A 25,627-nucleotide genomic window follows, 5' to 3' on the forward strand; every position below is an offset into this window, starting at 1 on the left:
GCCAAAGGCTCATGTAAGAAACGGCCCCAAAATGCACGATTCCGCACGTAATGCTACAATTCACGCGGGCAAGGCCCCGCCGGCGGAGAATTTCGTACCTTCTGCCGACGCGCCAAAGCGAATACATGGACTCGATAGGAGGACATACCAATATGAAGCGTTCCGTCTACAAGCTGCAGAGCAAGTCCCTCGGCCAGGAGGCAAGCCTCATCGTCTACGGCGAGGGCGGCTACCCCGTCGTCGCGTTCCAGACCCAGGACCAGAAGGCGAGCGAGCTCGAGGACGAGGGCATGGTGGACGCGCTTGCCGAGTTCATCGACGGCAAGCAGATCCAGCTCTTCTCGGTGGACAACTTCGACGAGCAGAGCTGGTCGCTCCTGAGCGGCGACAACGAGGCCCGCGCCGCCCGCCAGGAGGCCTACTTCCGCTTCGTGACGGACGAGCTCATCCCCCGCGTTCACGAGCTGAACGCCTCGAACCTGCGCCCGATCGCGTTTGGCTGCTCCATGGGGGCTGTCCACGCGGCCATCGCGCTGTTCCGTCGCCCGGACCTCTTCCAGGGCTGCATGGCGCTTTCCGGCATCTACCACTCCGGCTACTTCTTCGGCGACTGGATGAACTCCACGCTGTATGACAACGACGTCCTGGCGTTCCTGCCAAACATGCCGCTTGACCACCCGTACGTGGGTCTGTACCGCAACCGCTCGCTGCTGTTCTGCTGTGGCCAGGGCGAGGACGCGCAGTTTGCCAACGACGAGCGCCGCATGGACGCAGAGCTCAACCGCCTGGGCGTGGACCACTGGTGCGACTACTGGGGAGCAGACGTCACGCACGACTGGTACTGGTGGAAGAAGCAGATGGCCTACTTCCTGCCCTTCGTGCTGGAGGACGTCGCCAAGGAGGTAGAGAAGGAGCCCGTGGCGCCGTGGGTCGCGAAGGCGCAGGAGCCTGCGAAGAAGGCCGCCGCGAAGCCGGCCACGAAGAAGCCCGCTGCCAAGCCCGCCGAGAAGAACGCCGAGGCAAAGCCTGCCGCGCCGAAGGCAAAGGCGAAGCCGGCCGCAAAGGCAGCTGCCAAGCCCACCACGAAGTCTGAGCCCAAGGCAGCGGCAAAGGTCGCGGAGAAGACCGCAGCCAAGCCTGCCGCGAAGTCTGAGCCCAAGGCAGCCGCTAAGCCGGCCGCGAAGAAGGCCACTGCGAAGGCGGAGCCCAAGGCAGCCGCAAAGGTCGCCGAGAAGACCGCGGCTAAGCCGGCTGCGAAGGCGGAGCCCAAGCCAGCCGCTAAGCCTGCCGCGAAGAAGGCCGAGCCGAAGCCCGAGGCCAAGCCTGCCGCGGCAAAGCCCGCCGCCAAGGCGACCCCGGCCAAGGCCGAGGCCAAGCCTGCCGCAGCGAAGCCTGCCGCAGCGAAGCCAGCCGCTAAGCCGGCCGTGAAGAAGGCCGCTTCCGCCGCAAAGCCCGCGGCAGCCAAGAAGCCAGCCGCAAAGTCCACGGCCAGGAAGGCTGCCACCACCAGGACGGCCCGCAAGAAGCGCTAGTCGCCGCACGAAAGACAGCCTCGAAGGCCCCACGCCCCTAACACCACGGAGCGCGGGGTCTTCTCGTTAGCGCCGCACTTCTCCCCCGCCCTGCGCCGGGACGCGTCGACGCTTCACACGCACGCAACCTTGCGCTGGTATCATCGCTGGCACGCGCCGCACACGGCGCCGGACCCTCCGGATTGGAGCACCTTGAACTTCGTCTTCGTATCGCCGCAGTTTCCCCACACGTACTGGCAGTTCTGCGACCGGCTGCGCCGGCGCGGCGTCAACGTGCTCGGCATAGGCGACACCCCGTACGACCAGCTCGATGGCCGCCTTAAGGACGCGCTCGCGGAGTACTACTGGGTCCCGAGCCTTTCGGACTACCCCAGCGTGTTCAAGGCGGTCGCGTTCTTCTCGTACAAGTACGGAAAGATCGACTGGATAGAGTCGAACAACGAGTACTGGCTCGCACAGGACGCCGCGCTGCGCACGGACTTCAACGTCACGACCGGCCCCAACGCGCAACAGATCCGCTCGCTCCAGAGCAAGGTCGACATGAAGCTGGGCTACCACCGCGCCGGCGTCGCGACCGCGCGGCAGATACGCCTGACCACGCTGCAGGCGGCGCTCGACTTCGTGGAAGGCGAGGGCGGCATCGGCTGGCCGGCGTTTGCCAAGCCGGAGCGCGGCGTGGGCTCGGTCGGCGTCGCCAAAGTCGACGGCCGTGCAGACCTGGAGCGCCTGCTGAGCGAGAAGGGCCAGACGCCGTACGTGCTGGAAGAGTACGTGGAGGGCCAGATCTTCAGCTACGACGCCATCCTGGACTCGCGCTGCCAGCCGCTGTTCGAAAACATGGAGGAGTTCCCGCCCTCGATGGCCAGGGTCGCGACGGAGGGGCTCGACCTCTGGTACTGCTCGCTTCCCACGGTCGACCCCATCCTGCGGCAGCTGGGCCGCGCGTGCGCCTGGAGCCTTGGCCTTGCGCGCCGCTTCGTCCACATGGAGTTCTTCAGGCTCGCCCACGACAAGCCAGGCCTTGGCCAGCGGGGCGACTACGTGGGCCTCGAGGTCAACGTGCGCCCGCCCGGGGGCTACTCCCCCGATATGATGAACTTCGCCCACTCCACGGACGTGTACCAAATCTGGGCGGACATGGTGGCGCTGGACCGCAGCACGCTGCCGCCCTCGCGCGACAACCACTTCTGCGTGTACGCGGGCAGGCGCGACTCGCACGCGTACGCCCACTCCCACGAGGACGTGATCGCGCGCTTTGGCGACTCCATCGTCATGTGCGAGCGCATGCCAGATGCGCTCTCCAATGACATGGGCAACCAGATGTACACCGCCCGGCTGGACGGCGCGCAGGAGCGCGACGAGTTCATTCGCTACGTGCAGGAGCGCGCGGACTGACGCACCGGCCCCACACGCGGCAGGCGGGCGGCGCGACGCAGACAGGCGCAACGCAAACGCAAGAAACGCAGGATGATAGGAGAAGAGCATGAACATCAGGCGCGCAACGGACGCAGACATCCCACAGGTTCTGGACCTGCTCGTCCAGGTGTGCAACGTGCACGCAGACGGAAGGCCGGACCTCTTCGTGAGGGACACCACCAAATACACCGCGGACGAGCTGAGCCAGATCTTCCGCGACGACAGGACCCCCGTCTTCGTGGCGGTGGAGCCGGCGGACGCGGCCAACCCGGACGCGGGCGAGCGCGTGCTGGGCTACGCGTTCTGCATATACCAGGACTGGAACGGAAACAACGCCACCGGCATCCAGACGCTCTACGTGGACGACATCTGCGTGGACGAGTCAGCACGCGGCAAGCACGTGGGCACGGCCCTGTATAACCACGTGGTCGACTTCGCGCGCGGCGAAGGCTTCCACAACGTCACGCTCAACGTGTGGTCGTGCAACCCCGGCGCCCTCAAGTTCTACGAGGCCATGGGCATGAAGCCGCAGAAGATCGGTATGGAGACCATACTCTAGCGCGCCTAGGCCAAGGCGCCCCTCCTACCGCCTACCTCGGGCGCCTCGACTTCGACGTCGCGTCCAGGATCGTCTCGAGGGCGTCGCGCACGTTCGGCGCCAGCCGCGCATAGATCTCCGCATAGCGCTCCTCGTACGCGCGCACGCGCACCACGCGGACGTCTCCCTCGTATCCCAGCAGGTCGTTGGGGGTGCAACCCAGGCAGTTCGCCAGTGCCAGCAAGTGGTCCGCCTTCATCTCCACGCGACCGGTCTCCCATGCGCTCACGGACTTCTCGCTCACGCCCATGATCGCCGCAAGCTGCCGCTGGCTCTTGCCGGCGGCCTCCCTGCAGGCCCTCAGGTTGTTCCGATGCCGCACGTCCGACTTCCTGGCGCCCATGGGCGCAAACGCCTCCCCTCGACCGCTCCGGCTCCGCGCAACGCAAGCGATTCTTCCCGCTCGGCGCCGCCAAACGCAAGCAAAAGCACTTCAGATACAAAGAATGCTCTTCTCTATTCATAGGAGAGTTCCCACGCGGCATGTCTAGCGCCACTAGGCACGCATGCCAAAACGCCGTAGAATCTAGTCTTGCTAGACAGATGGATAGCCGTACGAGAAGTACGAGCATCCGTACCCCAAACGCATTCGGAGGACACCCCATGAGCGACGCCACCAGCGACCGTCCCGCCTTCGTCGAGCCCAGGCCAACGGACAAGTTCCTCCTGCAGACCACGGGCGAGGTCGTGACGTATGAGCAACTGCTCGATATGTGCGGCGACGCGCCGCGGACGGAGGGCGAGCTCGAGGCCATCCTCGAGGAGTACGCTGCGGCCGCCATCGTGACGGAGCTGTAGCCCAGGCCGCCGTCCCATCGGCACGCCGCGCCCTTCTCGTACGCCGCGCCCTTCTCGCACGCCGCGCCCGCGCGCCTGTGCGCGGGTGCCATGTCGCGTTGCGCAAATCGGCCTTCGCGTGGTATAGCTTTACTGCATAGCAGACCAATGCGGGAGGCCCCAAATGCAGCTGCAGCAGCTCCGTTACGTTATCGCCATAGCCCAGAGCGGCTCCATGAACTCCGTGGCGCGCAAGCTCTTCATATCGCAGTCCAGCCTCTCCGTCGCCGTGAAGGAGCTGGAGGCGGAGCTTGGCATCAGGATCTTCAACCGCTCCAGCAAGGGCATCAGCCTCACGAGCGACGGCGTGGAGTTCCTGGGCTACGCGCGCCAGGTGGTGGAGCAGGCGGACCTCCTGACCGACCACTACACGCGGCGCGGCACGTCCCAGGGGCGCATGTCCGTGAGCACGCAGCACTACGCGTTTGCCGTGCGCGCGTTCATCAACTTTCTGCAGGCGCACGGCGGCTCTTCGTGTGACTTCAGCCTGCGCGAGACGCGCACGGGCGAGATCATCGACGACGTGCGCACGTTCCGGAGCGACATCGGCATCCTCTTCCTGAGTCACTACAACGAGACCGTGATCCGCAAGCGCCTGGGGGACGGCTCCCTCGTCTTCACGTCGCTCTTCCACGCGCGACCGCACGTCTTCGTGCGAGAAGGGCATCCCCTCGCGTCGAAGCGCACGGTCACGGCCGAGGACCTTGCGCCGTTCGAGCGCTACGACTTCGAGCAGGGTGCGGAGGCCTCGCTCTATCTTTCCGAGGAGCCGCTAGGCGACCTGCCGCACGCGCGCCACATCACCGTGAGCGACCGCGCCACCATGACGGGAATCCTCAGCCACTGCGACGGCTACCTCATATCCACCGGCGTACGCTCCGACGAGATGTTCAACGGCATCGCGTCCATCCCCATCGAGACGGACGAGGTGATGAACGTGGGCTACGTCACCCACAGCCAGCGCCGCCTGAGCGGCCTTGCCCGCGACTACATCCGCGAGCTCGAGCGGCTCATCGTGAGCTTTGACCAGCCGGAAGAGATCGTGCCCTCGAAGGCGGCGCTCAAGAGCGTCGCCGCACCGACCGCGGGCAACGCGGGGACGGAGGCATGACGCCGTTCGACCCCGTGCGGGTGGGGCGCGTGGAGCTGCGCAACCGCGTGGTGATGGCGCCTATGGCAAGCGGTCGCGCGAACCCGGACGGCAGCATAAGCCAGCGGCTGCTTGACCACTACCGCGAGCACGCGGAGGGCGGGCTGCTTGGCCTTGTTGAGTGCGGCCACCACTTTGTGACGGCGGACGGCCAGGCCACGCCCCGACAGGCATCCATCAGCCGCGACGACGACCTCTGCGGCCTGAGGCTTGAGGCCCGCGCGTTGCACGAGTGCGACACCCCGGTGTTTGTGCAGCTCAGCCATGCCGGAAGCGCGGCGCGGCCGCAGGTGATACGACAGGTGGCGCTCTCGCCCAGCGGCGTGAACTGCCCGGGTGCGAAGGTGGGACAGCCGCAGCCGCGTGCCATGACGCACGCGGACATAGCCCGCGTGGTGGACGCGTTTGGCCGCGCGGCGAGAAGGGCCCGCCTCGCCGGCTTCGACGGCGTTGAGCTGCACGCGGCGCACGGCTACCTTCTGGACCAGTTCCTCTCTCCCCTCACGAACCTGCGCCAGGACGAGTATGGCGGCTCGCTCGAGGGGCGCCTGCGCATCACGCTCGAGGCGCTCGACGCCGTGCGCGTGGAGGCAGGCGGCATGGCGGTGTCGGTGCGGCTGGGCGGCTGCGACTACATGCCCGACGGCACCACCGTTGAAGACGCGTGCGAGGCGGCGGTCCTTCTCGCCCGGCACGGCGCGGACATGATATCTGTATCGGGTGGGATGAACTACTACACGCGCCGCGACACGCTGGAACCTGGCTGGTTCAAGGGCGTGTCCGGGCCCGTGCGCGAGGCCCTTGCCGCAGCGGGCCGCCCCGTGCCCGTGATGCTTACCGGCGGCATCCGCAGCATGCGCGACGCGCAGGCGCTGTTGGATGAGGGCGCATGCGACCTGGTGGGCATAGGGCGGCCGATCCTGAACAACGAGCGCTGGGCGGCGAAGCACCTCTTGCACGCATAGCACGCAAGGCGATGGGTCACCGAACCGCTACTATTGAATAGTTCGAGAGGCGGCGCACAAGGTGCCGCAAGACGGTTGCGACGCAGCCGCATACAGAAGGCAAGCACATGCAGCAAAACGCAGCATTGGATAAGGCGGCCGCCGACGAGGACGCCGTGGTGGACGAGGGGCCGAACGGCCAGGGGTCGCTGGGCAGGCTCGTGCCGTGGCCCGACGACGAGACGTTCGCGAACATCGACCCCGAGGAGGCGCTCGACCTCTTTTTGGGATGGGTAGACTCGCGCGGCATCGAGCTGTGGGACCACCAGGAGGAGGCTCTTCTCGACCTTGCTTCCGGCGACCACGTGATCCTGGGCACGCCCACCGGCTCCGGCAAGTCCATGGTGGCGCTGGGCATGTGCTTCATATCCATCTGCACCGACCGGCGCGCGTACTACACGGCCCCCATCAAGGCGCTGGTGAGCGAGAAGTTCTTCGACCTTGTGGAGCTCTTTGGCCGCGAGAACGTGGGCATGATCACCGGCGACGTCACGCTTAACCCGGACGCGCCCATCATCTGCTGCACGGCGGAGATCCTGGCGAACCAGGCGCTACGCGAGGGCGAGGCCGCAGACGTGGGCTGCGTCGCCATGGACGAGTTCCACTACTATGGCGACCGTGACCGCGGCTGGGCGTGGCAGGTGCCCCTGCTCACGCTTCCGCACACGCAGTTCCTGCTTATGAGCGCCACGCTGGGCGACACGTCCGACATCGCGGCGTCGTTGGAGCTGATGACGGAGCGCTCCGTGGACACCGTCGCGGACGCGCCGCGCCCGGTGCCGCTGGAGTACAAGTTCGTGGACACCGCGCTGGAGCAGACCGTGAAGATGGCGCTGGACGCGGGCGACGCGCCGCTCTACATAGTGCACTTCTCGCAAGAGGCGGCCGTGAAGAGCGCCTCTGGCCTCGCGAGCTTTGGCGTTTCGACAAAGGAGCAGCGCGCACAGATCAAGGAGGCCATCGCAGGCACCCGCTTCACCACCACGTTTGGCAAGACGCTGCGGCGCCTGCTGCTGACGGGCGTGGGCGTGCACCATGCCGGCATGCTGCCGCGCTACCGGCTGCTGGTAGAGAGGCTGGCCCAGCAGGGTCTGCTTCCCGTGATCTGCGGCACGGACACGCTGGGCGTGGGCATAAACGTGCCCATCCACACCGTGCTGCTGACGGCGCTCTCCAAGTTCGACGGGCGCCGCATGCGCCACCTGAACGCGCGCGAGTTCCACCAGATCGCGGGCCGCGCCGGCCGCGCGGGCTTCGACACCGAGGGCATGGTGATCGCTGAGGCGACGGAGTACGACATCGAGAACGCGCGCGCACTGGCGAAGGCCGGCGGCGACCCGAAGAAGGCGCGCAAGATAAAGACGAAGCAGCCGCCGAAGGGGTTCGTGGGCTGGAAGGAGGCCACGTTCCAGAAGCTCATCGCCGCGGAGCCCGAGAAGCTGAAGCCACGCATGCGCGTGAGCCACTCCATGGTGCTGGCCGAGGTGGAGCAGGGCGGCGACACGTACTCCCGCGTCCACCAGCTGATAGCGGACTCCGCCCAGCCAAAGGACGAGAAGCTCCGCCTGAACATGCGCGCGGACGAAATCTTCGCGACCCTGATAGACGCGGGCGTGGTGGAGCGCCACGAGGAGGAGGACGGGTCCTTCTCGTACGTGACGACCGTCGACCTTCCGGAGGATTTCGCGCTTGACCAGCCGCTCTCTCCGTTCCTGCTTGCGGCGCTGGAGCTGCTTGACCCTGAGAGCGACACGTACGCGCTCGACCTGATATCGATGGTGGAGTCCACGCTGGAGGACCCGCCGCAGATCCTGCGCGCGCTGGAGCGCCAGGCGCGCGACCAGGCAATGGCCCAGATGAAGGCCGATGGCGTCGAGTACGACGAGAGGATCGAGCGCATCCAGGAGGTCACGTACCCCAAGCCCCTGGAGGAGCTTCTGGACGCGGCGTTCGAGCGCTACTGCGAGAAGGTGCCGTGGGCGCGCGACTTCAGCCTGAGCCCGAAGTCCATCCTGCGCGACATGGTGGAGACGGCGTCGGACTTCAAGGGCTACGTGCAGCGTTGCGGCATCGCGCGCTCCGAGGGGTCGCTGCTGCGCTACCTTTCCGACGCGTACCGCGTGCTCGCGCGCACCGTGCCCGAGGACAAGCTGGACGACCGGCTGCGCGACATCGTGGCGTGGCTGGGCCTTGTGGTGAGGACCGTCGACTCGAGCCTAGTGGACGAGTGGTCCGCCGCCGGCACCGCCGCGCCGGAGGCGGGCGCCGCCCCCACGGACGCCGACGAGGTCGTGCACGACCGCCGCGGCCTCACGCTCCTGGTGCGCAACGCCCTGTTCGCGCGTGTGCGCCTTGCCGCCGTGGGCGACACGGAGCGCCTGGGCGCGCTCGACGCGGACTGGGGCTGGCGTCAGCCGCGCTGGGCTCAGGCGCTGGACGCGTACCGCGAGTCCCACGACGACATCCTGCTGGATGCGGACGCCCGCTCCTCCGCCTACCTTGCGATAGACGAGTCGGACGAGAAGGGCGACGGCGCCGGTCGCCACGTCTGGCACGTGCGGCAGATGTTCCGCGACCCAGACGACGACCGCGACTTTGGCATATCGGGCGACGTCGACCTGGACGCGACGCAAGAGGAGGGCGAGGTCGTCTTCTGCAGGTACCAGGTGGGCTTCGTGGAGGACCTTCTGGAGAGCGAGCACCGGGCGTAGCGAAGGGTTCTGCGTGCGACCCGGGCGCGAAGGTGGGCCGGGGGTACACTTCTGCCGCGAGTTTGCAGGGGCGGCGTAAACTCGGCCCTTACGAGTACGCTGGCGATAGGCGCCGGTACACACCTGCGCCGAGTTTGCAGGCGCTCCGTAAACTCGGGCCTCACGAGTACGGGCGACGCTGCGTGCCGGTACACGTCGGCCGCGAGTTTGCAGGGGTCTCGCAAGCTCGGCCCTCACGAGTACGGGCAATGCTTTGCGCCGGTACACTCCTGACCCGAGTTTGCACGCCCGCACGAAACTCGGGTCAGACGAGTACCGGGGGGCGCCTTGGCGGTACACGTCTGACCCCAGTTTGCATGGGTCTCTCAAACTCGCCCCTCATGTGTGCGGGAGGCACGTCCCGCCGGTACACGTGGGGCCGTAGCGTACGGGATCCCGCAAACTTGCGGCCGACGTGTGCCATAAGAAATCAAACCATGGCAGGAACTCGCCCATGTGTACCGGAAAATGCAAACTCGGGCCAGACGTGTACCATGAGGAATTAGTCTAATCCCACATAACACGAGGTAGATTAGCTGCGCGATCAAAGTCTTAACGAACGACCCGGTACACATCTAAGAGTTCCTGACATGGTTCAACTAGTGATGGTACTCGTCTGGCCCGAGTTTGCGGATTCCTGCCAAAAGCGCGCCCATGTGTACCCGCCCCGTACACGTCTGCCGCGAGCTTGCAGGGACCCTGCAAACTGGGCCGCGAAGTGTACCCGGCCCGGTACACGTCTGCCGCGAGCTTGCACGGACCCGTGAAACTCGGCCTCGACGTGTACGGGCGTGTCGACTCGGGGCTCACGTGTACCGACGGCTGGCACCGGCCGCGCCGCACGCCACCGCCCGCGTCCACACAAAAGGCGGGTGCCACTCGGACACCCGCCCCACAGTCTCATTTACGCGCGACGCCAACGCGCACCGCTGCACCTAGTGCACGATGCCAACCGTTCGCAGCAGCTCCCACACGGCAGCCGCCCCCACGATCAGGAGCACGGGCAGCGTAAAGAGCCCCAGCCAGATAAGGCCCAGCACCAACGCGATGCGCAGCAGCCAGCCAAGGACGCGAAATCCCAGCGCCACCAGCTTGAACGCCAGCCACAAAAACCCGATCGTGGCGATGCCGGTCATCAACCCAACCATGAATGCACTCTCCAAAAGCACAGGCGAGCGGCCCCATGCCGCCCGATGAATACCTGATACCCCAACATATCAGAGGCCAATCCCGTTCAAGGGTGGCACACGACGAATCCGCCACATCGCCAAGTCCCCCATCTCGCGCCGGTCTCGCGCCCCGGCCACCGCCTCCCCACGCTTGCGCTAGCATGGTGCAAACCACAACGCTCGGAGGACCAATGGACCAGAACGACCAGGCACTCGTAGATAAGCTCAAGGGAGAGCTCGCACAGCAGGGCATGAAGACCGCCTTCACGGAGGACGCGCCCGCCGCGGGCGAGAAGAACGAGGATTCCGAGGTGGACTTCCTCTCGGCCATGAACGCCTTCCGCAAGGCGAAGGCCTCGGGTGACAAGGACGCCACCGCCGCCGCCGAGCGCCACCTGCAGGAAGTCGTCCGCCAGGAGATGCGCGACTTCGAGGGCTGTGACACGAAGTAGCTCCTCAGTCCGTCAACAGGAGGCATTCATGGAGGACGTTCCCCGCAGGCGCAAGGCTCCCCTCGTCGCACTCGTCATCTGGTCCATCGCTGCCACCGTCACGCTCGTAATCTGCGTCATCGGCATCGCAAACGCAAACAACGCCGCGACGTCCGGCGCCTCAATCGATCAGATCGCGGGCTTCTACTCCTTTGGCACCACGGTCGATGGCCCCGCAAACCCTACGCAGCTTTCCATCGGGCTCACAAGGAATGGTAGCGCAAAGTTCGTGTTCGGCAACAACATCGGCCAGATGGATTCCAAGCCAACGCTTAGCGGCACCGTCAAGAGGACGTCGGCGCCAAACGTGTTCAGGCTCTACTCGAAGGCGGGAAGCCCCATCGGGTACCTTTTCTACCAGCCCGGGGTCACCACACACGCAACACGGACCGTCACGCTCGCGACGGACGAGGGCGAGACCCTCATGTCAAGGCAGTCGGAGGTTCCCCTCGGAGACGTGTAACGAACCCACACGCGAGAAGAACTCACTCCTTGTAATTACCTTACAACAGCACCCGGAATTCCTCGTCGCGGAATCCGGGCGCTCTCATATAGACCCTAGACCTCGAGGCCGGAGCCGACGCTCGCCCTGCCCTACCCCAGCTCGCGGTAGTGAAAGCTCTTCTCGCCCGAGGCGTACGGCGCCACGATGTCGCCATGGCCCACCAGGCGGTACTTGTACGTCACAAGGCCGTCCAGGCCAACCGGGCCGCGCGCGTGCAGCTTGCCCGTGCTGATGCCCACCTCGGCGCCAAAGCCGTAGCGGAAGCCGTCCGCAAAGCGGGTCGAGCAGTTGCGGTACACGCCGGCGGAGTCCACCATCTGCATGAAGTATTCCGCCGTGGCGTCGTTTGCCGTCACGATGGCGTCCGTGTGGTGCGATCCGTAGCGGTTGATGTGCTCCACGGCCTCGCGCACGCCGTCCACCACCTTGCAGCTCATCACGTAGTCGCCGTACTCCGTACAGAACTCGTCGTCTGCCATGAGCTCAACGGCGGGGATGCCCTCCACGCCGGCAAGCAGGTCCACGACCTCCTGCGTGCCGCGCAGGCGCGCGCCGCGCCCCGCCAGGCCGAGCGCGGCCTTCGGCAGGAACTCCGCCGCGATGGCACGGTCCACAAGCAGGGTCTCCGCGGCGTTGCACACGGCGGGATACTGCGTCTTCGCGTCCACCAGCACGCGCACGGCCATGTCCTGGTCCGCGTCGCGGTCCACGTACACGTGGCACACGCCGGCGGAGTGGCCCATCACGGGGATCTTCGTGTGGTCCATGATGTAGCGCACGAACTTGTTGGACCCACGCGGAATCAGCAGGTCGACGTCCTCGTCGCAGCGCAGCAGCTCATCTATCTCGCTGTGGAGCTCCGCCTGCAAGAGGCAGCCCGCGGGAAGCCCCGCCTTAACCACAGCCGCGTGTATCACGTCAAACAGCACGCGGTTGGTGTTCGCGGTCTCGCGCCCGCCCTTCAGCACGGCGCAGTTGCCGCTCTTGATGCACAGCGAGCTGATCTGCACCAGCGCGTCCGGCCGCGCCTCGAAGATCACGCCGATCACGCCGATGGGGCACGTCACGCGCCTCAGCTCCAGCCCCTGGTCAAGCTCGCGGTCGAGAAGGACCCTGCCCACCGGGTCGGGAAGCTCCTGCAGCTGCCGAAGGCCCTCCACGCCGTCGCGGAGCTTGGCCTCGTCGTAGCGCAGCCTCTTCTGGACGGTCTGCGCCACGCCTGCCTCGGCCGCGGACGCCATGTCCTTCTCGTTTGCCGCGAAGATGCTCTGGGCGTTTGCCTCCAGCGCCTGCGCGATGAGCTCGAGCGCGTGGTTGCGCTGCTCCAGCGGGGACGCCGCCATCGCGGGCGCCTCGAGCTTCATCTGGTGGATGCTTTCCCTCATGTCCATGTGGCCTCCTCGTGCGGGGCGGGACGTGCCGCCGCGGTGCCGCTGTCCTCTGAGTCGTACTGCAGAGTGTACCCCGTCTGCCCGCGCGCGCCCCGCGCGTTAACAACATGGTGCCACTCGCGGGTGCGGCGCGGTGCCACTCGCGGGTGCGGCGCGGTGGCGCTCGCGGGCACGCCGCGCACCGGGGCCGCGGGAGCGCCGCACTTGTGGGGGCTTTCTGACGCGGGCGCAACCTCGGGTAGAATCTACGCAGCACAAGGCGGCAACGGGCGTGCGCGGCACAGCCGCGGCACGCGTCTGGCGGCGGGCGACGCCCGCACGGAGGAGGAACCATGGGCAGGCTCAAGTACGAGACGGCGCGCTTCGAGGCGTCGTACGGAACCATCGCGCAGTTGCCCGAGCCCACCACGCCGGAAGTCTCGTTCGTCGGCCGCTCCAACGTGGGCAAGTCGTCGCTCCTAAACAAGCTCATCGGCCGCAAGTCGCTCGCGAAGGTCTCCAGCCAGCCGGGCAAGACCGCAAACGTCAACTTCTTCGACGTGGACGGCGTGCGCTTCGTCGACCTGCCGGGCTACGGCTTCGCGAAGGTGTCGCAGGCAGAAAAGCAGCGCTGGGCCAACCTCATCAGCGGCTACTTCGAGCAGGAGCGCAGCTTCAACCTCGTCGTCTCGCTCGTGGACATCCGCCACGATGCGCAGCAGCTCGACCGCGACATGCTGGGCTACCTCGAGCAGGAGGGCCTGCCGTTCGTCGTGGCGCTCACGAAGGCGGACAAGCTCAGCCGCAGCAAACAGGCGCAGCAGCGCCAGGCGCTCGCCAGGCAGTTTGGGCTCGACGCGTCCCGCATGCTCGTGACGTCGTCCCAGACGGGCCAGGGCATCCAAGAGCTCCGCACCATGATCGAGGACGCCTGCCTCTAGGGATCTTGCCCGCGGCCTAGCTCCCCACCACGTCGCTCAGGCGCAGCACCAGCACGCGGTCCACCCGCGCGCAGTCCTGCCAGCGGTAGGCCTCGGCACCAGACTCGAAGCACAGGTACAGCCTGCCACCCGACACCTCGGTCTCCTCCATCATCGGCGGCAGTATGAACGTGGCCCAGGCCTGGGCGTTCCTCAGGTCGTTGTTCCAGGCCCCGCCGTCCCACGCCATCACCCTCAGCCTGCTGTCGCGCAGGCCGTACGACTGCGACAGCAGGCACAGGTCGCGCACGAGAGCCATCCCCTGCGCCTGGCCGTTGATGAGCGCACCGTCCACGGGCACGGGCATGTCCCCGTGCGAGCGCGCCGCGTCCTTCACCACGTGCCGCATCACGCGGGTGTTGCGCACGTCAACGGCGTCGTCCTGCGGCTCCTGTCCCTCCTCGCTCTCGAGGTAGCCGTCGCTCCGCACCTTCTGGAGGTCCGCCATCGTCTCGTCGCGGTCCGCCTGCCTCAGGGTGCCGCCCTTCTCGATGTCGAACGCCTGGATCGTCGTGCGCGACCTCCGCGTGTCGCTGAAGTCGCCCACGTACAGCCTGTCGCCCTTCACCGTAAGAAACGACGCGTGCGCAAGCGTCGGTATGTAGTACGTTCGCTCCACCGTGCACGGGCCGTCCGCGCGCGACGCGTCGTAGTACTGCCACGCGCTCGCCTTCAGCGAGCTCACGGTGGCGCCGCCGTTCTTGCCCTCTCGGTACCCGCACATCCACACGCGGTCGTGCCTCGCGTCGTACGCAAGTCCGCCCACGTGCGGCGTACCGTCCAGCACGATCACGCCCTCCAGCCGGTGGCTCCTCAGCCCGATGCGATAGATCACGGAGTCGTGCACGCGGTCGTGGCAGTACGCCGATACCAGCAGGTACCTTCCCGCCACGCACACGCCCTGCGGCGTCATCGTCGTGCACGTGCACAGGTTTCCGTCCGCGTCCAGCGTGCGCGTCATCTTCAGTCCCGGTATCACGTAGGAGTCGCGCATCACGCGGTCCACGTCGCAGTACGTGCCCATGCCGTAGTCGCGCAGCACGCGCCTCACGTCCGCGTCGGAAAACACGGCGTCCGCGTTCGTGCCATCCGCACTTGACGGCAGGCCCGCGCTGCGAGGGGCCACAAGTCCATACGCGCCAAGGCACAGGGTCGCCACAAGGAGCGCCCCCGCCGCGTGCAGCACCGCCCGTCTGGCCCGCATGTCACCTCCGACCCCCGACCGCCCGCAGAGCATCTGGCTACGGTAGCACTTGCGGCGTCCGCGCGCACGCGGCCACACGGCGCGTCAGCGCACGGCCACACATTTGTAACGCAACCGTCAGCTTGTCGCAGGCTTCGGTAAGCCCCAGCTCACAAGGGCAGTGCCGGCTCTCGCGCGTGGAAAGATACCAATAGAAGACAATTCTCAGAGGTTGGGAGGTCATCATGTCGTCCACCACTTTTAACCGCCAGACCGAGGGCTTCCTGCGCGGGTTCGGCATGGTTGCCGCCGTCGAGGTCGCGGGGATCATCGTCGCAGCGCTCACAATCCTGCTCCTTACGGGCATCACCCAGCTGTTCTAGCAAGACCCACATCGCCTGCCGACCGCATCCGACCGGTCGCGCGGCACCACCTTCCGCTCCCCCGGCGTCCTGCCCCCGGGAGAGCGGTCTTGTGTGTTTCGGGGCTATTATCGAATACGAATCCCAAAAGGCCTTCCACCACCGCAAAGGAGCCCCATGACCCAGAGCCCGCAGCAAGATCCGCCGGAAACTCCCACGGACACCGTATCCCAGCTCAGGTACCTGCGCCTGCTTTCGCAGCGCTTCCCCAGCCGGCGCGCCGCCATGAGCGAGATCATCAACCTCCGCGCCATCCTCACGCTGCCGCGCGGCACGGACCACTTCATCAGCGACATCCACGGCGAGTACGAGGCCTTCGAGCACATACTCAACAACTGCTCCGGCGTCATCCGCGAGCAGATCCGCGTGATCTTCTCGTCGGAGCTGGACGAGCGCGAGCAGGCGGAGCTGCGCACCCTGGTGTACTACCCGCGCGAGAAAATCGAGCGCCTGCGCGGCGAGGGCCTCGTGGACGAGGCCTGGTACCTGCAGAACCTCTATAGGATGGTGCGCCTGGCGCGTTGGGTCGCCGGCAAGTACACGCGCTCGAAGGTGCGCAAGTCCATGCCACCGGAGTACGCCTACATCATGGACGAGCTCATGCACGCCACGCGCGACGAGGAGAAGGTCCGCCATGCCTACCACCGCTCCATCCTGGAGTCCGTTGTGGCCGCCGGCGCCGCGGACGACTTCATCGTGGCGCTCGCCGGCCTCATCAAGCGCCTGGCTGTCGACCGCCTGCACGTGGTGGGCGACGTGTTCGACCGCGGGGAGCACGCGGACAAGGTCATGCACGTGATCGAGCACCACCCGTCCGTCGACGTGCAGTGGGGCAACCACGACATCGCGTGGATGGGCGCGGCGTGCGGGTCCGCGGCGTGCATCTGCTCCGTCGTGCGCACGTGCGTGCGCTACGGCACGCTGTCCTCCATCGAGAGCGGATATGGCATAAGCCTGCGCGAGCTTGCACTCTTCGCAAACCGCACCTACCGCGCCGGCGACGTGGTATCGCCGTTCCAGAAGGCCATAGACGTGCTGCTGTTCAAGGTGGAGGGCCAGACGTACCGCCGCCACCCGGACTGGCGCCGCGCGAGCGAGCGCCTGCTGCTTGACAAGCTGGACCTCGCGCGCGGCACCGTGCGCATTGGGGACCGCGACTGGCCGCTCAAGACCTGCGACTTCCCCACGATCGACCCAAGCGACCCCTTCCGCCTCTCGCCGGGCGAGAAGGACGTGCTCCAGGGGCTGCAGGCCGCGTTCCGCGATGCGGACCGCCTGCGCCGCCACGTCGCGTTCCTGTACGAGAAGGGCTCCATCTACCGCGTGTGCGACGGCAACCTGCTGTTCCACGGGTGCATACCGCTTGCGTCCGACGGCTCGTTCTGCAGCGTCAGCTGCGAGGGCACGTGGCGGCGCGGCCGCGACTACCTTGACTTCTGCGACTCCGTGGCGCGCCGCGCGTGGACGCGGGGCGACCAGTCCGCGCTGGACTGGATGTACTACCTGTGGTGCGGCGCCCACTCCCCGCTTTCCGGCCGCGTCGTGAAGACGTTCGAGCGCGCGTTCGTGAGCGACAGGGCGGCGTGGGAGGAGCCGCGCGACCCGTACTACGACCTGACGGACCGCGAGGACGTCTGCGTGCGCATACTCGAGGAGTTTGGCCTGTGCGGCCCGGAGTGCCGCATCATCAACGGCCACACGCCCGTGCGCACCGTGCGCGGAGAGAGCCCCGTGCGCGCGAACGGGCGCAAGCTCGTGATCGACGGCGGCTTCTGCCGCGCCTACCACGACAAGACGGGCATCGCGGGCTACACGCTGGTGTCCGGCTCGCACGACCTGCGCATCAAGGCGCACCGGCCGTTTCTGGGCATCGAAGCCGCCCTGGACGACAACGCGGACATCATGAGCGAGAGCGACGTGCTGCGCCGCTACGACCACCAGGTGCTGGTGCAAGAGACGGACCGCGGCGCGGAGCTGCGCGCCCAGATCCAAGACCTGGACGCGCTCGTCCGCGCCTATCAGGACGGCACCATCCCGGAGCGCGCCTAGCGGATGCCGACCACCTTGTACCCGGCCTCCTCAACGGCCTTCGAGAGCTTCTTGTCGCTCACGAGCGGGCCCGCGTCCAGGGTGGCGCTCTTCTCGTCCAGCGACACGTGCACGTTCTTCACGCCACGCACGCCCTCGAGCGCCTGCGTCACATGCGCGACGCAGTGGTCGCACATCATGCCTTCGATATCGAGCGTCTTGCTTGCCATGGGGGCACTTCCCTTCTTGTCTGCCCCGGCGCCTTGTGCCGGGGACCCTTCCTTTCGAACCTTCACGCCATCCTTCGCGGAGGCCGCGGCGGCACGTCCGCGGGGCTTCCACGCAAAGAGCCTGAGCGCGTTCGACACCACGAACACGGAGCTGAAGCCCATGGCGGCGGCGCCCACCATGGGGTTGAGCGTGACGCCCACGGGCGTGAGCGCACCCATCGCCACGGGGATGCACACGGCGTTGTAGAACAGCGCCCAGAACAGGTTCTGCCTGATGTCGCGCATCGTGGCGCGGCTGAGCTCTATGGCCGTGGCCACGTCCGCCGGGTCAGAGCGCATGAGCACCACGTCCGCCGAGCCAATGGCCACGTCCGTGCCGGCGCCGATGGCGATGCCCACGTCCGCGCGGGCAAGCGCCGGCGCGTCGTTGATGCCGTCGCCCACCATCGCGACCTTGTGGCCGTCGCGCTGCAGGTCGTGCACGTGGCGCTCCTTCTGGTCGGGCAGGACGCCGGCTATGACCTCGTCCACGCCCACCTGGGACGCCACCGCGCGGGCCGTGGCCTCCTGGTCGCCCGTGAGCATCACGGTGCGCACGCCCATGGCGCGCAGGCGTGCGACCGCGGCCGCGGAGGTGGGCTTCACCACGTCCGCCACGGCTACCATGCCCAGCACGCGACCGCCCGCCGCAAAGAACAGCGGCGTCTTCGCCGCGGCCGCAAGCTCCTGCGCCTGCGCCGCAAGGTCGCCCAGGTCCACGCCCTCCGCCGCCATGAGGCGGGCGTTGCCCGCAAGCGCGGGCCTGCCGTCGACCGTGGCCTTGATGCCGCCGCCGGCCACCTGCGTGAAGCCGTCCACGCGCGCCGAGGCGTCCACACCCGGCGCCGCCTCGTCCACGTAGTCGCACACCGCCTGGGCCAGCGGGTGCTCGCTCTTGCGCTCCAGCGCCGCGGCCAGGCGGAGCAGGTCCTTCTCGCCCGCCGGCGCCACGGGCACGACGTCCGTCACCTTGGGTGCGCCCTCCGTCACGGTGCCGGTCTTGTCCAGCACCACGGTGTCGAGCGAGCCCGCGACCTCCAGCGCCTCCGCGCTCTTGATGAGGACGCCCTCCCTCGCGCCGCGCTCCGTGCCGACCATGATGGCCGTGGGCGTGGCCAGGCCAAGCGCGCACGGGCAGCTGATCACCAGCACGGACACCGCGTGGTTGAACGCGACGGCGAAGTCGCCCGGGGCGAGAAACGCGAGCCACCCCACCAGCGTCACGGCCGCGATCGCGATGACCACGGGCACGAACACGCCCGCGATGCGGTCCGCCTGGCGCTCGATGGGCGCCTTGGAGCTGGTGGCCTCGTCCACGAGGCGGATGATGTTCGCGAGCGTCGTGTCGGCGCCGACGGCCGTGGCCTCCATCGTGAACCAGCCGCGCCGCGACACCGTGGCGCCCGTCACGCGGTCGCCCACGCCCTTCTCGGCGGGAACGGGCTCGCCCGTGATCGCGGACTCGTCCACGGAGGCCGAGCCCTCGCGCACCACGCCGTCCACCGGCACGGACTCGCCGGCCCGCACCACCAGCACGTCGCCCACGCGCACCTCGTCGGTTGAGACGCTCTGCTCGCGGCCGTCGCGCAGCACGGTCGCCGTCTTCGGAGCGAGGTTCATGAGCGCGGATATGGAGCTCGTGGTCTTGCCCTTCGCGCGCGCCTCGAAGTACTTGCCCAGCGTGATGAGCACCAGGATCGTGCCCGCGGAGTCAAAGTACAGGCTGCCCATCATGGCGTGGTGCGCCGCGGCCATGTCCATGCGGCCAAGCGCGAGCGCCATCTGGTACACGCCCACGACGCTGTAGCCAAAGCTCGCGGCCGAGCCTATGGCGATGAGCGAGTCCATGTTGGGCGAGAGGTGCGCCAGCGTCCTGAACCCGCGCACGAAGTAGCCGAGGTTCGCGAACATGACGCACATGGCCAGCATGAGCTGCGTCACCGCGGACGCCATCATGCCGCGCATGCCCGCGAGCGCCGGCACCTCCGGCCAGCCGAGCATGGGGCCCATGGCCAGGTAGAACAGCGGCACCCCAAACGCGAGCGACCACAGGAGCTGGCGCCGCTTCGCCTCGATCGCCTTTCTGGCGCTCACCTGCGGGTCCACAAACGCCGCGGGACGCCCGTCCGCGGCGGCGGCACGGCTTCGGGGCTCGGCGCCGTAGCCGGCCTTCTTCACGGCCGCCACCACGGCGTCCAGCGTCTGCGGCCGCCCGTCGTACGCGATCTCCATCGAGTTCTTCAGCAGGTTGACGCTCGCCTCGCTCACGCCCCTCACGCCTGCCGCCGACTTCTGCACGCGCGCCTCGCATGCGGCGCACGTCATGCCCGTGACGTCAAACGTCTCGCGGGCCTCCCGGCTTGTCATCTTGCACCTCCCCGGGCGCCGGCGCGCCTGCGCCTACGCCCCAAACTTCCTCAGCAGGTCCATTACCTCGTCGACGACCTCCGTGTCGCCCTGTTGGATCCTCTCGACCACGCAGGTCTCAAGGTGGTCGCGCATGACCATGCGACTCACGGCCTTGACGGCGCTCTCCGCCGCCGCAAGCTGCGTCAGCACGTCACCGCAGTACCTGTCGTCCTCGATCATGGCCTTGACCCCGTTCAGCTGGCCGATTGCGCGGTTCAGCCTGCAGGTCACGCTCTTCTTCAGCTCTTCCGAGCGCGGCGTGTGCTTGTGGGCCGGCGTCGCGGCGCCAGACGCGCGGCAGCCGCACGGCGCGGCCGCGGCCGTGGCGGGCGCGTCCTTCTCGCCCGGCGCACCATGCGCGTCGCACCTTGCCCGCGCGTTCCCCTTGTCCCGTGCCATGGCGGCCTCCCTTCCGGCCCCTGGGTCATATACCCCCAGGGGGTTCCTCTCACTGCAGTGAGACTATACCCCCAAGGGGTACCTGTCAACGGGCGAGAGGGGCGAGGGCCCTCTGCCCACACACGCCGCACACATCGACCGCATGCCGTCGCGCAAGGCCGGGCGCGGCGAACCGTATAATCTGTTGCAGCAGTCTGCCGCGCGGCGGCCTGCGCACACGCACCAGCACAGCACGCACCGGCACGCAAAAGGAGCGACGCATGAGCTTTCTTCCCGTCAACAAGCAGGACATGGCCGAGCGCGGCTGGGACCAGTGCGACTTCGTGTTCGTGTGCGGCGACGCATACGTGGACCACTCGTCGTTTGGCATGGCCATCATCACGCGCACGCTGGAGGCGCACGGCTACAAGGTGGGCGTCATCTGTCAGCCGGACTGGCGCGACCCCGCGAGCGTGCAGGTCCTGGGCCAGCCGCGCCTGGCGTTTCTGGTGTCCTCCGGCAACATGGACTCCATGGTCAACCACTACACCGTGGCAAAGCGGCGGCGCTCCACGGACTTCTACTCGCCCGGCGGCAAGATGGGCCTGCGCCCGGACCACGCCACCGTGGTGTACTCGAACCTCGCCAGACGCGCATACCGCCACGTGCCCATCGTGCTGGGCGGCATCGAAGCGTCGCTTCGGCGCCTTGCCCACTACGACTACTGGAGCGACTCGCTCAAGCGCTCCATCCTGCTCGACAGCGGCGCCGACCTGCTAATCTACGGCATGGGCGAGCTGTCCGTGGTCGAGGTGGCAGACGCGCTCGATTCCGGCCTGCCCGTGAGTCAGGTCACGTGGATCCACGGCACCGTGTACCGGACGCGCAGCATCAAGGACGTGGACCGGCCGCTCATGCTTCCCACCTGGGACCAGATGCAGGCGGACAGGCTGGCGTACGCGCGCAGCTTTGGCACGCAGGGCAAGAACCTGGACCCGTTCAGCGCGCGCACCCTGGTGGAGGAGTACCCCCACAACGTATACGTGGTGCAGAACCCGCCGACCATGCCGCTCACCACCCAGCAGATGGACGAGACGTACGAGCTCCCGTACGAGCGGACCTACCACCCCATGTACGAGGCCGCTGGCGGCGTCCCCGCCATCAAGGAGGTCAAGTTCTCCATCGCGAACAACCGCGGCTGCCTGGGACAGTGCAGCTTCTGCGCGCTCAACTTCCACGAGGGCCGCATCATCCAGAGCCGCAGCCACGAGTCCATCCTGCGCGAGGCGCGCCTGATGACCCAGGACCCGGACTTCAAGGGCTACATCAACGACCTATCGGGCCCCACGGCTGACTTCCGCATCCCCGCGTGCCAGAAGCAGCTGAGGCACGGCGCCTGCCCCAACCGGCGCTGCCTTGCGCCCGAGCCCTGCCCCAACCTCCGCGTCACCCACGAGGACCTGGTCCAGCTCCTGCGAGAGCTGCGCGCCGTCCCCGGCGTCAAGAAGGTCTTCATCCGCAGCGGCATCCGCTTCGATTACGCCATGCTCGACCCCGACCACACCTTCATCAAGGAGCTTGCGGAGTACCACACCTCCGGCCAGCTGCGCCTTGCCCCCGAGCACATCTCGGACCAGGTGCTCGAGATCATGGGCAAGCCCCACAACCACATGTACGAGGACTTCTGCAAGGAGTTCGAGAAGTACAGCCGCCAGGCCGGGAAGGAGCAGTACGTGCTGCCCTACCTCATGAGCAGCCACCCGGGCTCCACCATGCGCGAGGCCGTGAGGCTCGCGGAGTTCTGCCGAGACCTCGGCTACAACCCCGAGCAGGTAAGCGACTTCTATCCCACGCCGTCCACGGTGTCCACCTGCATCTTCTATACCGGCGTGGACCCGCGCACCATGGAGCCGGTCTACTGTCCCACCAACCCGCACGAGAAGGCCATGCAGCGCGCGCTGATCCAGTACCGCAACCCCAAGAACTACGACCTGGTGGTGGAGGCCCTGCACACGGCCCACCGCGAGGACCTCATTGGCTACGGCCCCAAGTGCCTGGTGCGCCCGGACGGCCCGTGGCACAGCAAGGACGACGCCCCCGGCGGCAGGCGCCACGGCAAGGGCAGTGGGTCCGGCAAGCGCGGCGGCAAGGCCGCCGGCAGGGGCGGCGCACAGGGAGGCGGCAAGGGCAAGGGACGTCCCTCGGCCCACGCAGGCAGCACGCCAGGCGGCAGGCATGGCAAAGGCACCCGCGGCGGCACCCCCACGCCGCATGGCAGCGGCACGTACGCCTCCCGCGGTCGTCATCCCGGCAGGCGCCAGGGTCGTTAGGCCACCAGACGCCCCGCCCCTACGCCCGCCTGATGGCGTCGCGCAGCGTCTGCATGTCCAGGTCCACGCTCGCTATCTCGTCCGCACAGCGCTTCAGCTCCTGCGTGAGCAGCGCCTGGTTCTTCACGGACTTCTTGTACTTCATCTTGTGCTCGAGCGTCGCCCAGAAGTCCGTGGCGACGGTGCGGATCTGGATCTCGCACGAGGGGAGAAACGCCGCAGCCCCGCTCGTAAACCTCACGTTCATGTGATAGCTCCGGTAGCCGTTCGGCTTCGGGTTCTTTATGTAGTCCTTCGTGCGCAGCACCTCGACCTCGGGCTGGCTCTCGATCCAGCGCACCGCGGCATACACGTCGTCCTCAAACGCGCAGATGATCCTCAGGCCCAGGATGTCCTGCACGCCCGCGTCGATCGCCGCGGCAAGCGACGATCCGTCGCCACCCTTGCGCCGCACCTTATCCACCAGGCTCTCCGGCGACTTGATGCGAGAGGTGTAGTACACCACGGGCTTCAGGTCGTCGGAGTTGCCCTCCGTGCAGGCAAAGCCCTCGGCCAGGTCGTTCAGCTGCTCGAGCCCCTCCCGCAGCCGCGGCAGGTCCTTCCCATAGAAGCTCTCCAGCTCGGCCTCGCTCTCCGCATGGCACCTGCCCGCCAGCACGCGGCCGGCGGCGCCCTTCTCGTCAGCGCTCATCGCTACCTCCCTCGGTCTCGTGCCTCCACGCGCGCTGCGTGGGGTCTCGCGTCGTCGGCAGCGTCACGGTCATCGTGACGGAGCCTCCGTCCGCCTCGGCCTCCGCGTGCACCTTGCCGCCGTGCGCCCGGGCCACGGCCTCCACCATCGAGAGCCCGATCCCATAGCCGCCCGCCTCGTGGGTCCTGGCCCTGTCGGACTGGTAGAACCTCCCAAACCAGCGGCCAACCTCCTTCGGGTCCACCCCCTCGGTGGCGTTCCTCACGCTCAGCTCCGCCTGGTGCAGGCGCCGCTCGAGCCGCACCTCGATGGCGCCGCCGTCCACGGAGTACTTCAGCGCGTTGTCGATGAGCGCACCGACCATGCGCTGCAGGTACTGCTCGTTGCCCCGCACGTAGATGCCGCCGCACACGTCGCTTGCCAGCGGGTGGTCCTCCGTCAGCGTCCTCGACTTGAAGCCGCGCGCCTCCCGGGACACCACGTCGGAAAGGTTCACCACGCCGGCGCCGCGCTCGTTCTCGGTCGACGCGCGCGAGAGCACGATCAGGCTCTCCGTCAGCCCACTCATGACGTCCACCTGGCTCTTGATGTCGTCGATCCACTCGCTCTTACCCACGTCCATCGCCAGGACGTCCGCGTCCGCGCTGATGATGGAGAGCGGCGTGCGCAGGTCGTGCCCCGCGTCTATCACAAACTGCCGCTGGCTCTCGTGCGCGCGCACGATGGGCTGCACGATCCGCTTCGACAGCAGCAAAAAGATCACGGTCACCACCACGACGCCCGCACCATAGATCCGCAGTTCGGACACGATGCTCGCGCTCAGGGTCTCCAGCTGCCTCGTGCGGTCGAGAAGGACCACGACCTTTGTCCCGTCCTTCTCGGCCCTCACGCCGTAGCGGAACCTCCCCACATAGCCCCGGTCGGCGCCACGCGCGAGCGCGCGCCCCACCATGGCCCGCGCCTCGTCCTCGTCGATGGTCGCTACGTGGTCGAGGTTCGTCTCCACCAGCGTCCCGTCGGACGCCACGCGCGCCACCAGGTAGCGCATCTCGTAGAAGCCCTCGATCGTGCTGTTCGAATACCTGGAGGGGTCCTTCGGGAGCTCTCCCCCCTCCTCGACGATGGTGTCGATCGACTTGTCCGCGTCCGCGTCCACCTGGGCGCGGCGCGTCATGTACGTCCCCAGGAACATGACGCCCAGCAGCACCACAAGAGAGGCGAGCACGCTCAGCGTCAGCTGTATGCGCAGCCTACGCTCCAACGGTCTCGACCATCCTCCAGCCGTCGCGGTCCGAGCCCTCCACCTTCACGCACGAGCCCAGCGCGTCGAGCTTGCCGTTCAGGTAGCTCGCGTACAGCTCCACCTCGCCATCGAGCGCCTCGCCGTCCCACACGCGCTCCCTCAGCCAGTCCGTGTCCACGGCCTTCCCGCCCGCGTGCGCCAGAAGCGCAGCCATCTGGGCCTCGCGCTGGTTCACGCCCAGGGAGGCCGTCCGCGTGGTCAGCGTGGAGGAGTCCTCCTCTATCACCAGGTCGCCAAAGCGCACCTTCGACGACGCCCCGGACCTGTGCCGAGCGGCGGCGCGTATGCGCGCCACGAGCTCGCGGCTGTCGTACGGCTTCGTGATGTAGTCGTCCGCGCCGTCAGCCAAGCCGGCGACCTTGTCGTCCACCTGCGTCTTCGCGGTCAGCAGTATCACGGGAACGTCGTTGCCCTCCGCACGGACGCGTCGCAGCACCTCGAGGCCGTCCAGCCCCGGCATCATGATGTCCAGCACGGCGACGTCAAAGTACCCGCGGTCGAGCGCGTCGAGCGCCTCCAGGCCGTCGTGGGCCACCTCCACGGCAAGGCCGTTCTTCTCCAGGATCACCTCGGTCGCACGGGCCAGCCGCACGTTGTCCTCCGCAAGCAGTACACGCATGACAATCCCTTCGTCGCGCGGGTGGCCCCGCCGCATCGCGGAGGGCAGGGCGTCCGCGTGGACGCCACCCGCATGGCTATGGTACCCATAAGCGCGCGCGGGCCGCCGCGCGCCCGCTCGCCGACGCCCACGTATGAAACGCGGGCGCACATAGCTGTACGCCCGCTGAAACAGCCTACCCTGGCATGCCTTG

Annotated in this window: 21 protein-coding genes and 1 pseudogene; 13 read left to right on the plus strand and 9 right to left on the minus strand. The window is 67.5% G+C overall.

Features of this window, described 5'->3' with window-relative positions:
• Positions 1-152: 152 nt before the first annotated feature.
• The 3 genes from ACTQWE_RS07770 (at position 153) to ACTQWE_RS07780 (ending at position 3,507) form a co-directional block, all read left to right on the plus strand.
• Entirely contained in the window at positions 153-1,532 is a 1,380-nt protein-coding gene (locus ACTQWE_RS07770; protein ID WP_441856860.1) for an esterase family protein, read from the plus strand.
• A gap of 192 nt (positions 1,533-1,724) precedes the next feature.
• Positions 1,725-2,927 carry an ATP-grasp domain-containing protein gene (locus ACTQWE_RS07775; protein ID WP_441856859.1) on the plus strand — a complete coding sequence of 401 codons (1,203 nt, stop codon included), beginning with the start codon at positions 1,725-1,727 and terminating at the stop codon, positions 2,925-2,927.
• Between the two features lie 88 nt (positions 2,928-3,015).
• A complete protein-coding gene (locus ACTQWE_RS07780) occupies positions 3,016-3,507 on the plus strand; it encodes a GNAT family N-acetyltransferase (protein WP_441856858.1) in 492 nt (163 codons plus the stop codon).
• A gap of 31 nt (positions 3,508-3,538) precedes the next feature.
• On the opposite strand, the gene ACTQWE_RS07785 is transcribed toward ACTQWE_RS07780, so the two are convergent.
• A complete protein-coding gene (locus tag ACTQWE_RS07785) occupies positions 3,539-3,889 on the minus strand; it encodes a helix-turn-helix transcriptional regulator (RefSeq protein WP_441856857.1) in 351 nt (116 codons plus the stop codon).
• Between the two features lie 260 nt (positions 3,890-4,149).
• Here ACTQWE_RS07785 and ACTQWE_RS07790 point away from each other — a divergent pair, with 260 nt between their 5' ends.
• From ACTQWE_RS07790 to ACTQWE_RS07805, 4 genes are all read left to right on the plus strand, one after another.
• The gene (locus ACTQWE_RS07790; protein ID WP_170103222.1) at positions 4,150-4,344 is read left to right on the plus strand and encodes a hypothetical protein; all 195 of its coding nucleotides are present in this window, start codon (positions 4,150-4,152) and stop codon (positions 4,342-4,344) included.
• Positions 4,345-4,507: 163 nt separating this feature from the next.
• Positions 4,508-5,494, plus strand: coding sequence for a LysR family transcriptional regulator (locus ACTQWE_RS07795; protein WP_441856856.1), 987 nt, complete (start codon positions 4,508-4,510; stop codon positions 5,492-5,494).
• Entirely contained in the window at positions 5,491-6,498 is a 1,008-nt protein-coding gene (locus ACTQWE_RS07800) for an NADH:flavin oxidoreductase (RefSeq protein WP_441856855.1), read from the plus strand. Before ACTQWE_RS07795 ends, ACTQWE_RS07800 begins: the two co-directional genes overlap by 4 nt.
• Before the next feature lie 107 nt (positions 6,499-6,605).
• A complete protein-coding gene (locus ACTQWE_RS07805; RefSeq protein WP_441856854.1) occupies positions 6,606-9,248 on the plus strand; it encodes a DEAD/DEAH box helicase in 2,643 nt (880 codons plus the stop codon).
• A 974-nt stretch (positions 9,249-10,222) separates the two neighbouring features.
• Here ACTQWE_RS07805 and ACTQWE_RS07810 read toward each other — a convergent pair.
• Positions 10,223-10,435 (minus strand): hypothetical protein, encoded by a 213-nt coding sequence (locus ACTQWE_RS07810; protein ID WP_170103218.1) that lies wholly within the window; start codon positions 10,433-10,435, stop codon positions 10,223-10,225.
• A 212-nt stretch (positions 10,436-10,647) separates the two neighbouring features.
• On the opposite strand from ACTQWE_RS07810, the gene ACTQWE_RS07815 reads away from it, so the two are divergent.
• Positions 10,648-10,908, plus strand: coding sequence for a hypothetical protein (locus ACTQWE_RS07815; protein ID WP_441856853.1), 261 nt, complete (start codon positions 10,648-10,650; stop codon positions 10,906-10,908).
• Positions 10,909-10,936: 28 nt separating this feature from the next.
• Positions 10,937-11,410 (plus strand): hypothetical protein, encoded by a 474-nt coding sequence (locus tag ACTQWE_RS07820; RefSeq protein WP_441856852.1) that lies wholly within the window; start codon positions 10,937-10,939, stop codon positions 11,408-11,410.
• Positions 11,411-11,541: 131 nt separating this feature from the next.
• On the opposite strand, the pseudogene ACTQWE_RS07825 reads toward ACTQWE_RS07820, so the two are convergent.
• Positions 11,542-12,846 (minus strand): annotated as a pseudogene (locus ACTQWE_RS07825) (glutamate-5-semialdehyde dehydrogenase); the annotation flags it as partial.
• A gap of 329 nt (positions 12,847-13,175) precedes the next feature.
• Here ACTQWE_RS07825 and yihA point away from each other — a divergent pair.
• Entirely contained in the window at positions 13,176-13,763 is a 588-nt protein-coding gene (gene yihA / locus ACTQWE_RS07830; protein WP_090845931.1) for a ribosome biogenesis GTP-binding protein YihA/YsxC, read from the plus strand.
• Positions 13,764-13,779: 16 nt separating this feature from the next.
• Here the strand turns inward: yihA and ACTQWE_RS07835 are convergent, their stop codons facing one another.
• The gene (locus ACTQWE_RS07835; RefSeq protein WP_441856851.1) at positions 13,780-15,006 is read right to left on the minus strand and encodes a hypothetical protein; all 1,227 of its coding nucleotides are present in this window, start codon (positions 15,004-15,006) and stop codon (positions 13,780-13,782) included.
• Positions 15,007-15,230: 224 nt separating this feature from the next.
• Here ACTQWE_RS07835 and ACTQWE_RS07840 point away from each other — a divergent pair, with 224 nt between their 5' ends.
• Together ACTQWE_RS07840 and ACTQWE_RS07845 are read left to right on the plus strand one after the other, a co-directional pair.
• The gene (locus tag ACTQWE_RS07840) at positions 15,231-15,368 is read left to right on the plus strand and encodes a hypothetical protein (RefSeq protein WP_154540962.1); all 138 of its coding nucleotides are present in this window, start codon (positions 15,231-15,233) and stop codon (positions 15,366-15,368) included.
• A 156-nt stretch (positions 15,369-15,524) separates the two neighbouring features.
• Positions 15,525-17,456, plus strand: coding sequence for a fructose-1,6-bisphosphatase (locus ACTQWE_RS07845; protein WP_170103213.1), 1,932 nt, complete (start codon positions 15,525-15,527; stop codon positions 17,454-17,456).
• On the opposite strand, the gene ACTQWE_RS07850 is transcribed toward ACTQWE_RS07845, so the two are convergent.
• Positions 17,453-20,071, minus strand: a complete 2,619-nt coding sequence (locus ACTQWE_RS07850) for a heavy metal translocating P-type ATPase (RefSeq protein WP_441856850.1) — start codon at positions 20,069-20,071, stop codon at positions 17,453-17,455. The two genes, ACTQWE_RS07845 and ACTQWE_RS07850, sit on opposite strands and share 4 nt — an antisense overlap.
• A 33-nt stretch (positions 20,072-20,104) precedes the next feature.
• Complete coding sequence (locus tag ACTQWE_RS07855) at positions 20,105-20,512, minus strand: metal-sensing transcriptional repressor (RefSeq protein ID WP_441856849.1); 408 nt, start codon at positions 20,510-20,512, stop codon at positions 20,105-20,107.
• Positions 20,513-20,772: 260 nt separating this feature from the next.
• On the opposite strand from ACTQWE_RS07855, the gene ACTQWE_RS07860 reads away from it, so the two are divergent.
• Positions 20,773-22,821 (plus strand): YgiQ family radical SAM protein, encoded by a 2,049-nt coding sequence (locus ACTQWE_RS07860; RefSeq protein WP_441856848.1) that lies wholly within the window; start codon positions 20,773-20,775, stop codon positions 22,819-22,821.
• 19 nt (positions 22,822-22,840) lie between these two features.
• Here ACTQWE_RS07860 and ACTQWE_RS07865 read toward each other — a convergent pair whose 3' ends face one another.
• The 3 genes from ACTQWE_RS07865 to ACTQWE_RS07875 are packed head-to-tail and all read right to left on the minus strand — an operon-like array spanning position 22,841 to position 25,434.
• Complete coding sequence (locus ACTQWE_RS07865) at positions 22,841-23,512, minus strand: GTP pyrophosphokinase (RefSeq protein ID WP_170103209.1); 672 nt, start codon at positions 23,510-23,512, stop codon at positions 22,841-22,843.
• Positions 23,502-24,773: a sensor histidine kinase gene (locus ACTQWE_RS07870; RefSeq protein ID WP_441921533.1), complete on the minus strand. Its 1,272-nt coding sequence runs from the start codon at positions 24,771-24,773 to the stop codon at positions 23,502-23,504. Before ACTQWE_RS07870 ends, ACTQWE_RS07865 begins: the two co-directional genes overlap by 11 nt.
• Positions 24,763-25,434 carry a response regulator transcription factor gene (locus ACTQWE_RS07875; RefSeq protein ID WP_441856846.1) on the minus strand — a complete coding sequence of 224 codons (672 nt, stop codon included), beginning with the start codon at positions 25,432-25,434 and terminating at the stop codon, positions 24,763-24,765. The genes ACTQWE_RS07870 and ACTQWE_RS07875 overlap by 11 nt, the downstream gene beginning before the upstream one ends.
• Between the last annotated feature and the right edge of the window lie 193 nt (positions 25,435-25,627).

Origin of the sequence: Parafannyhessea sp. LCP19S3_B1, from assembly GCF_052121955.1 — a bacterium.
In the GTDB taxonomy this organism is placed as follows: domain Bacteria; phylum Actinomycetota; class Coriobacteriia; order Coriobacteriales; family Atopobiaceae; genus Parafannyhessea.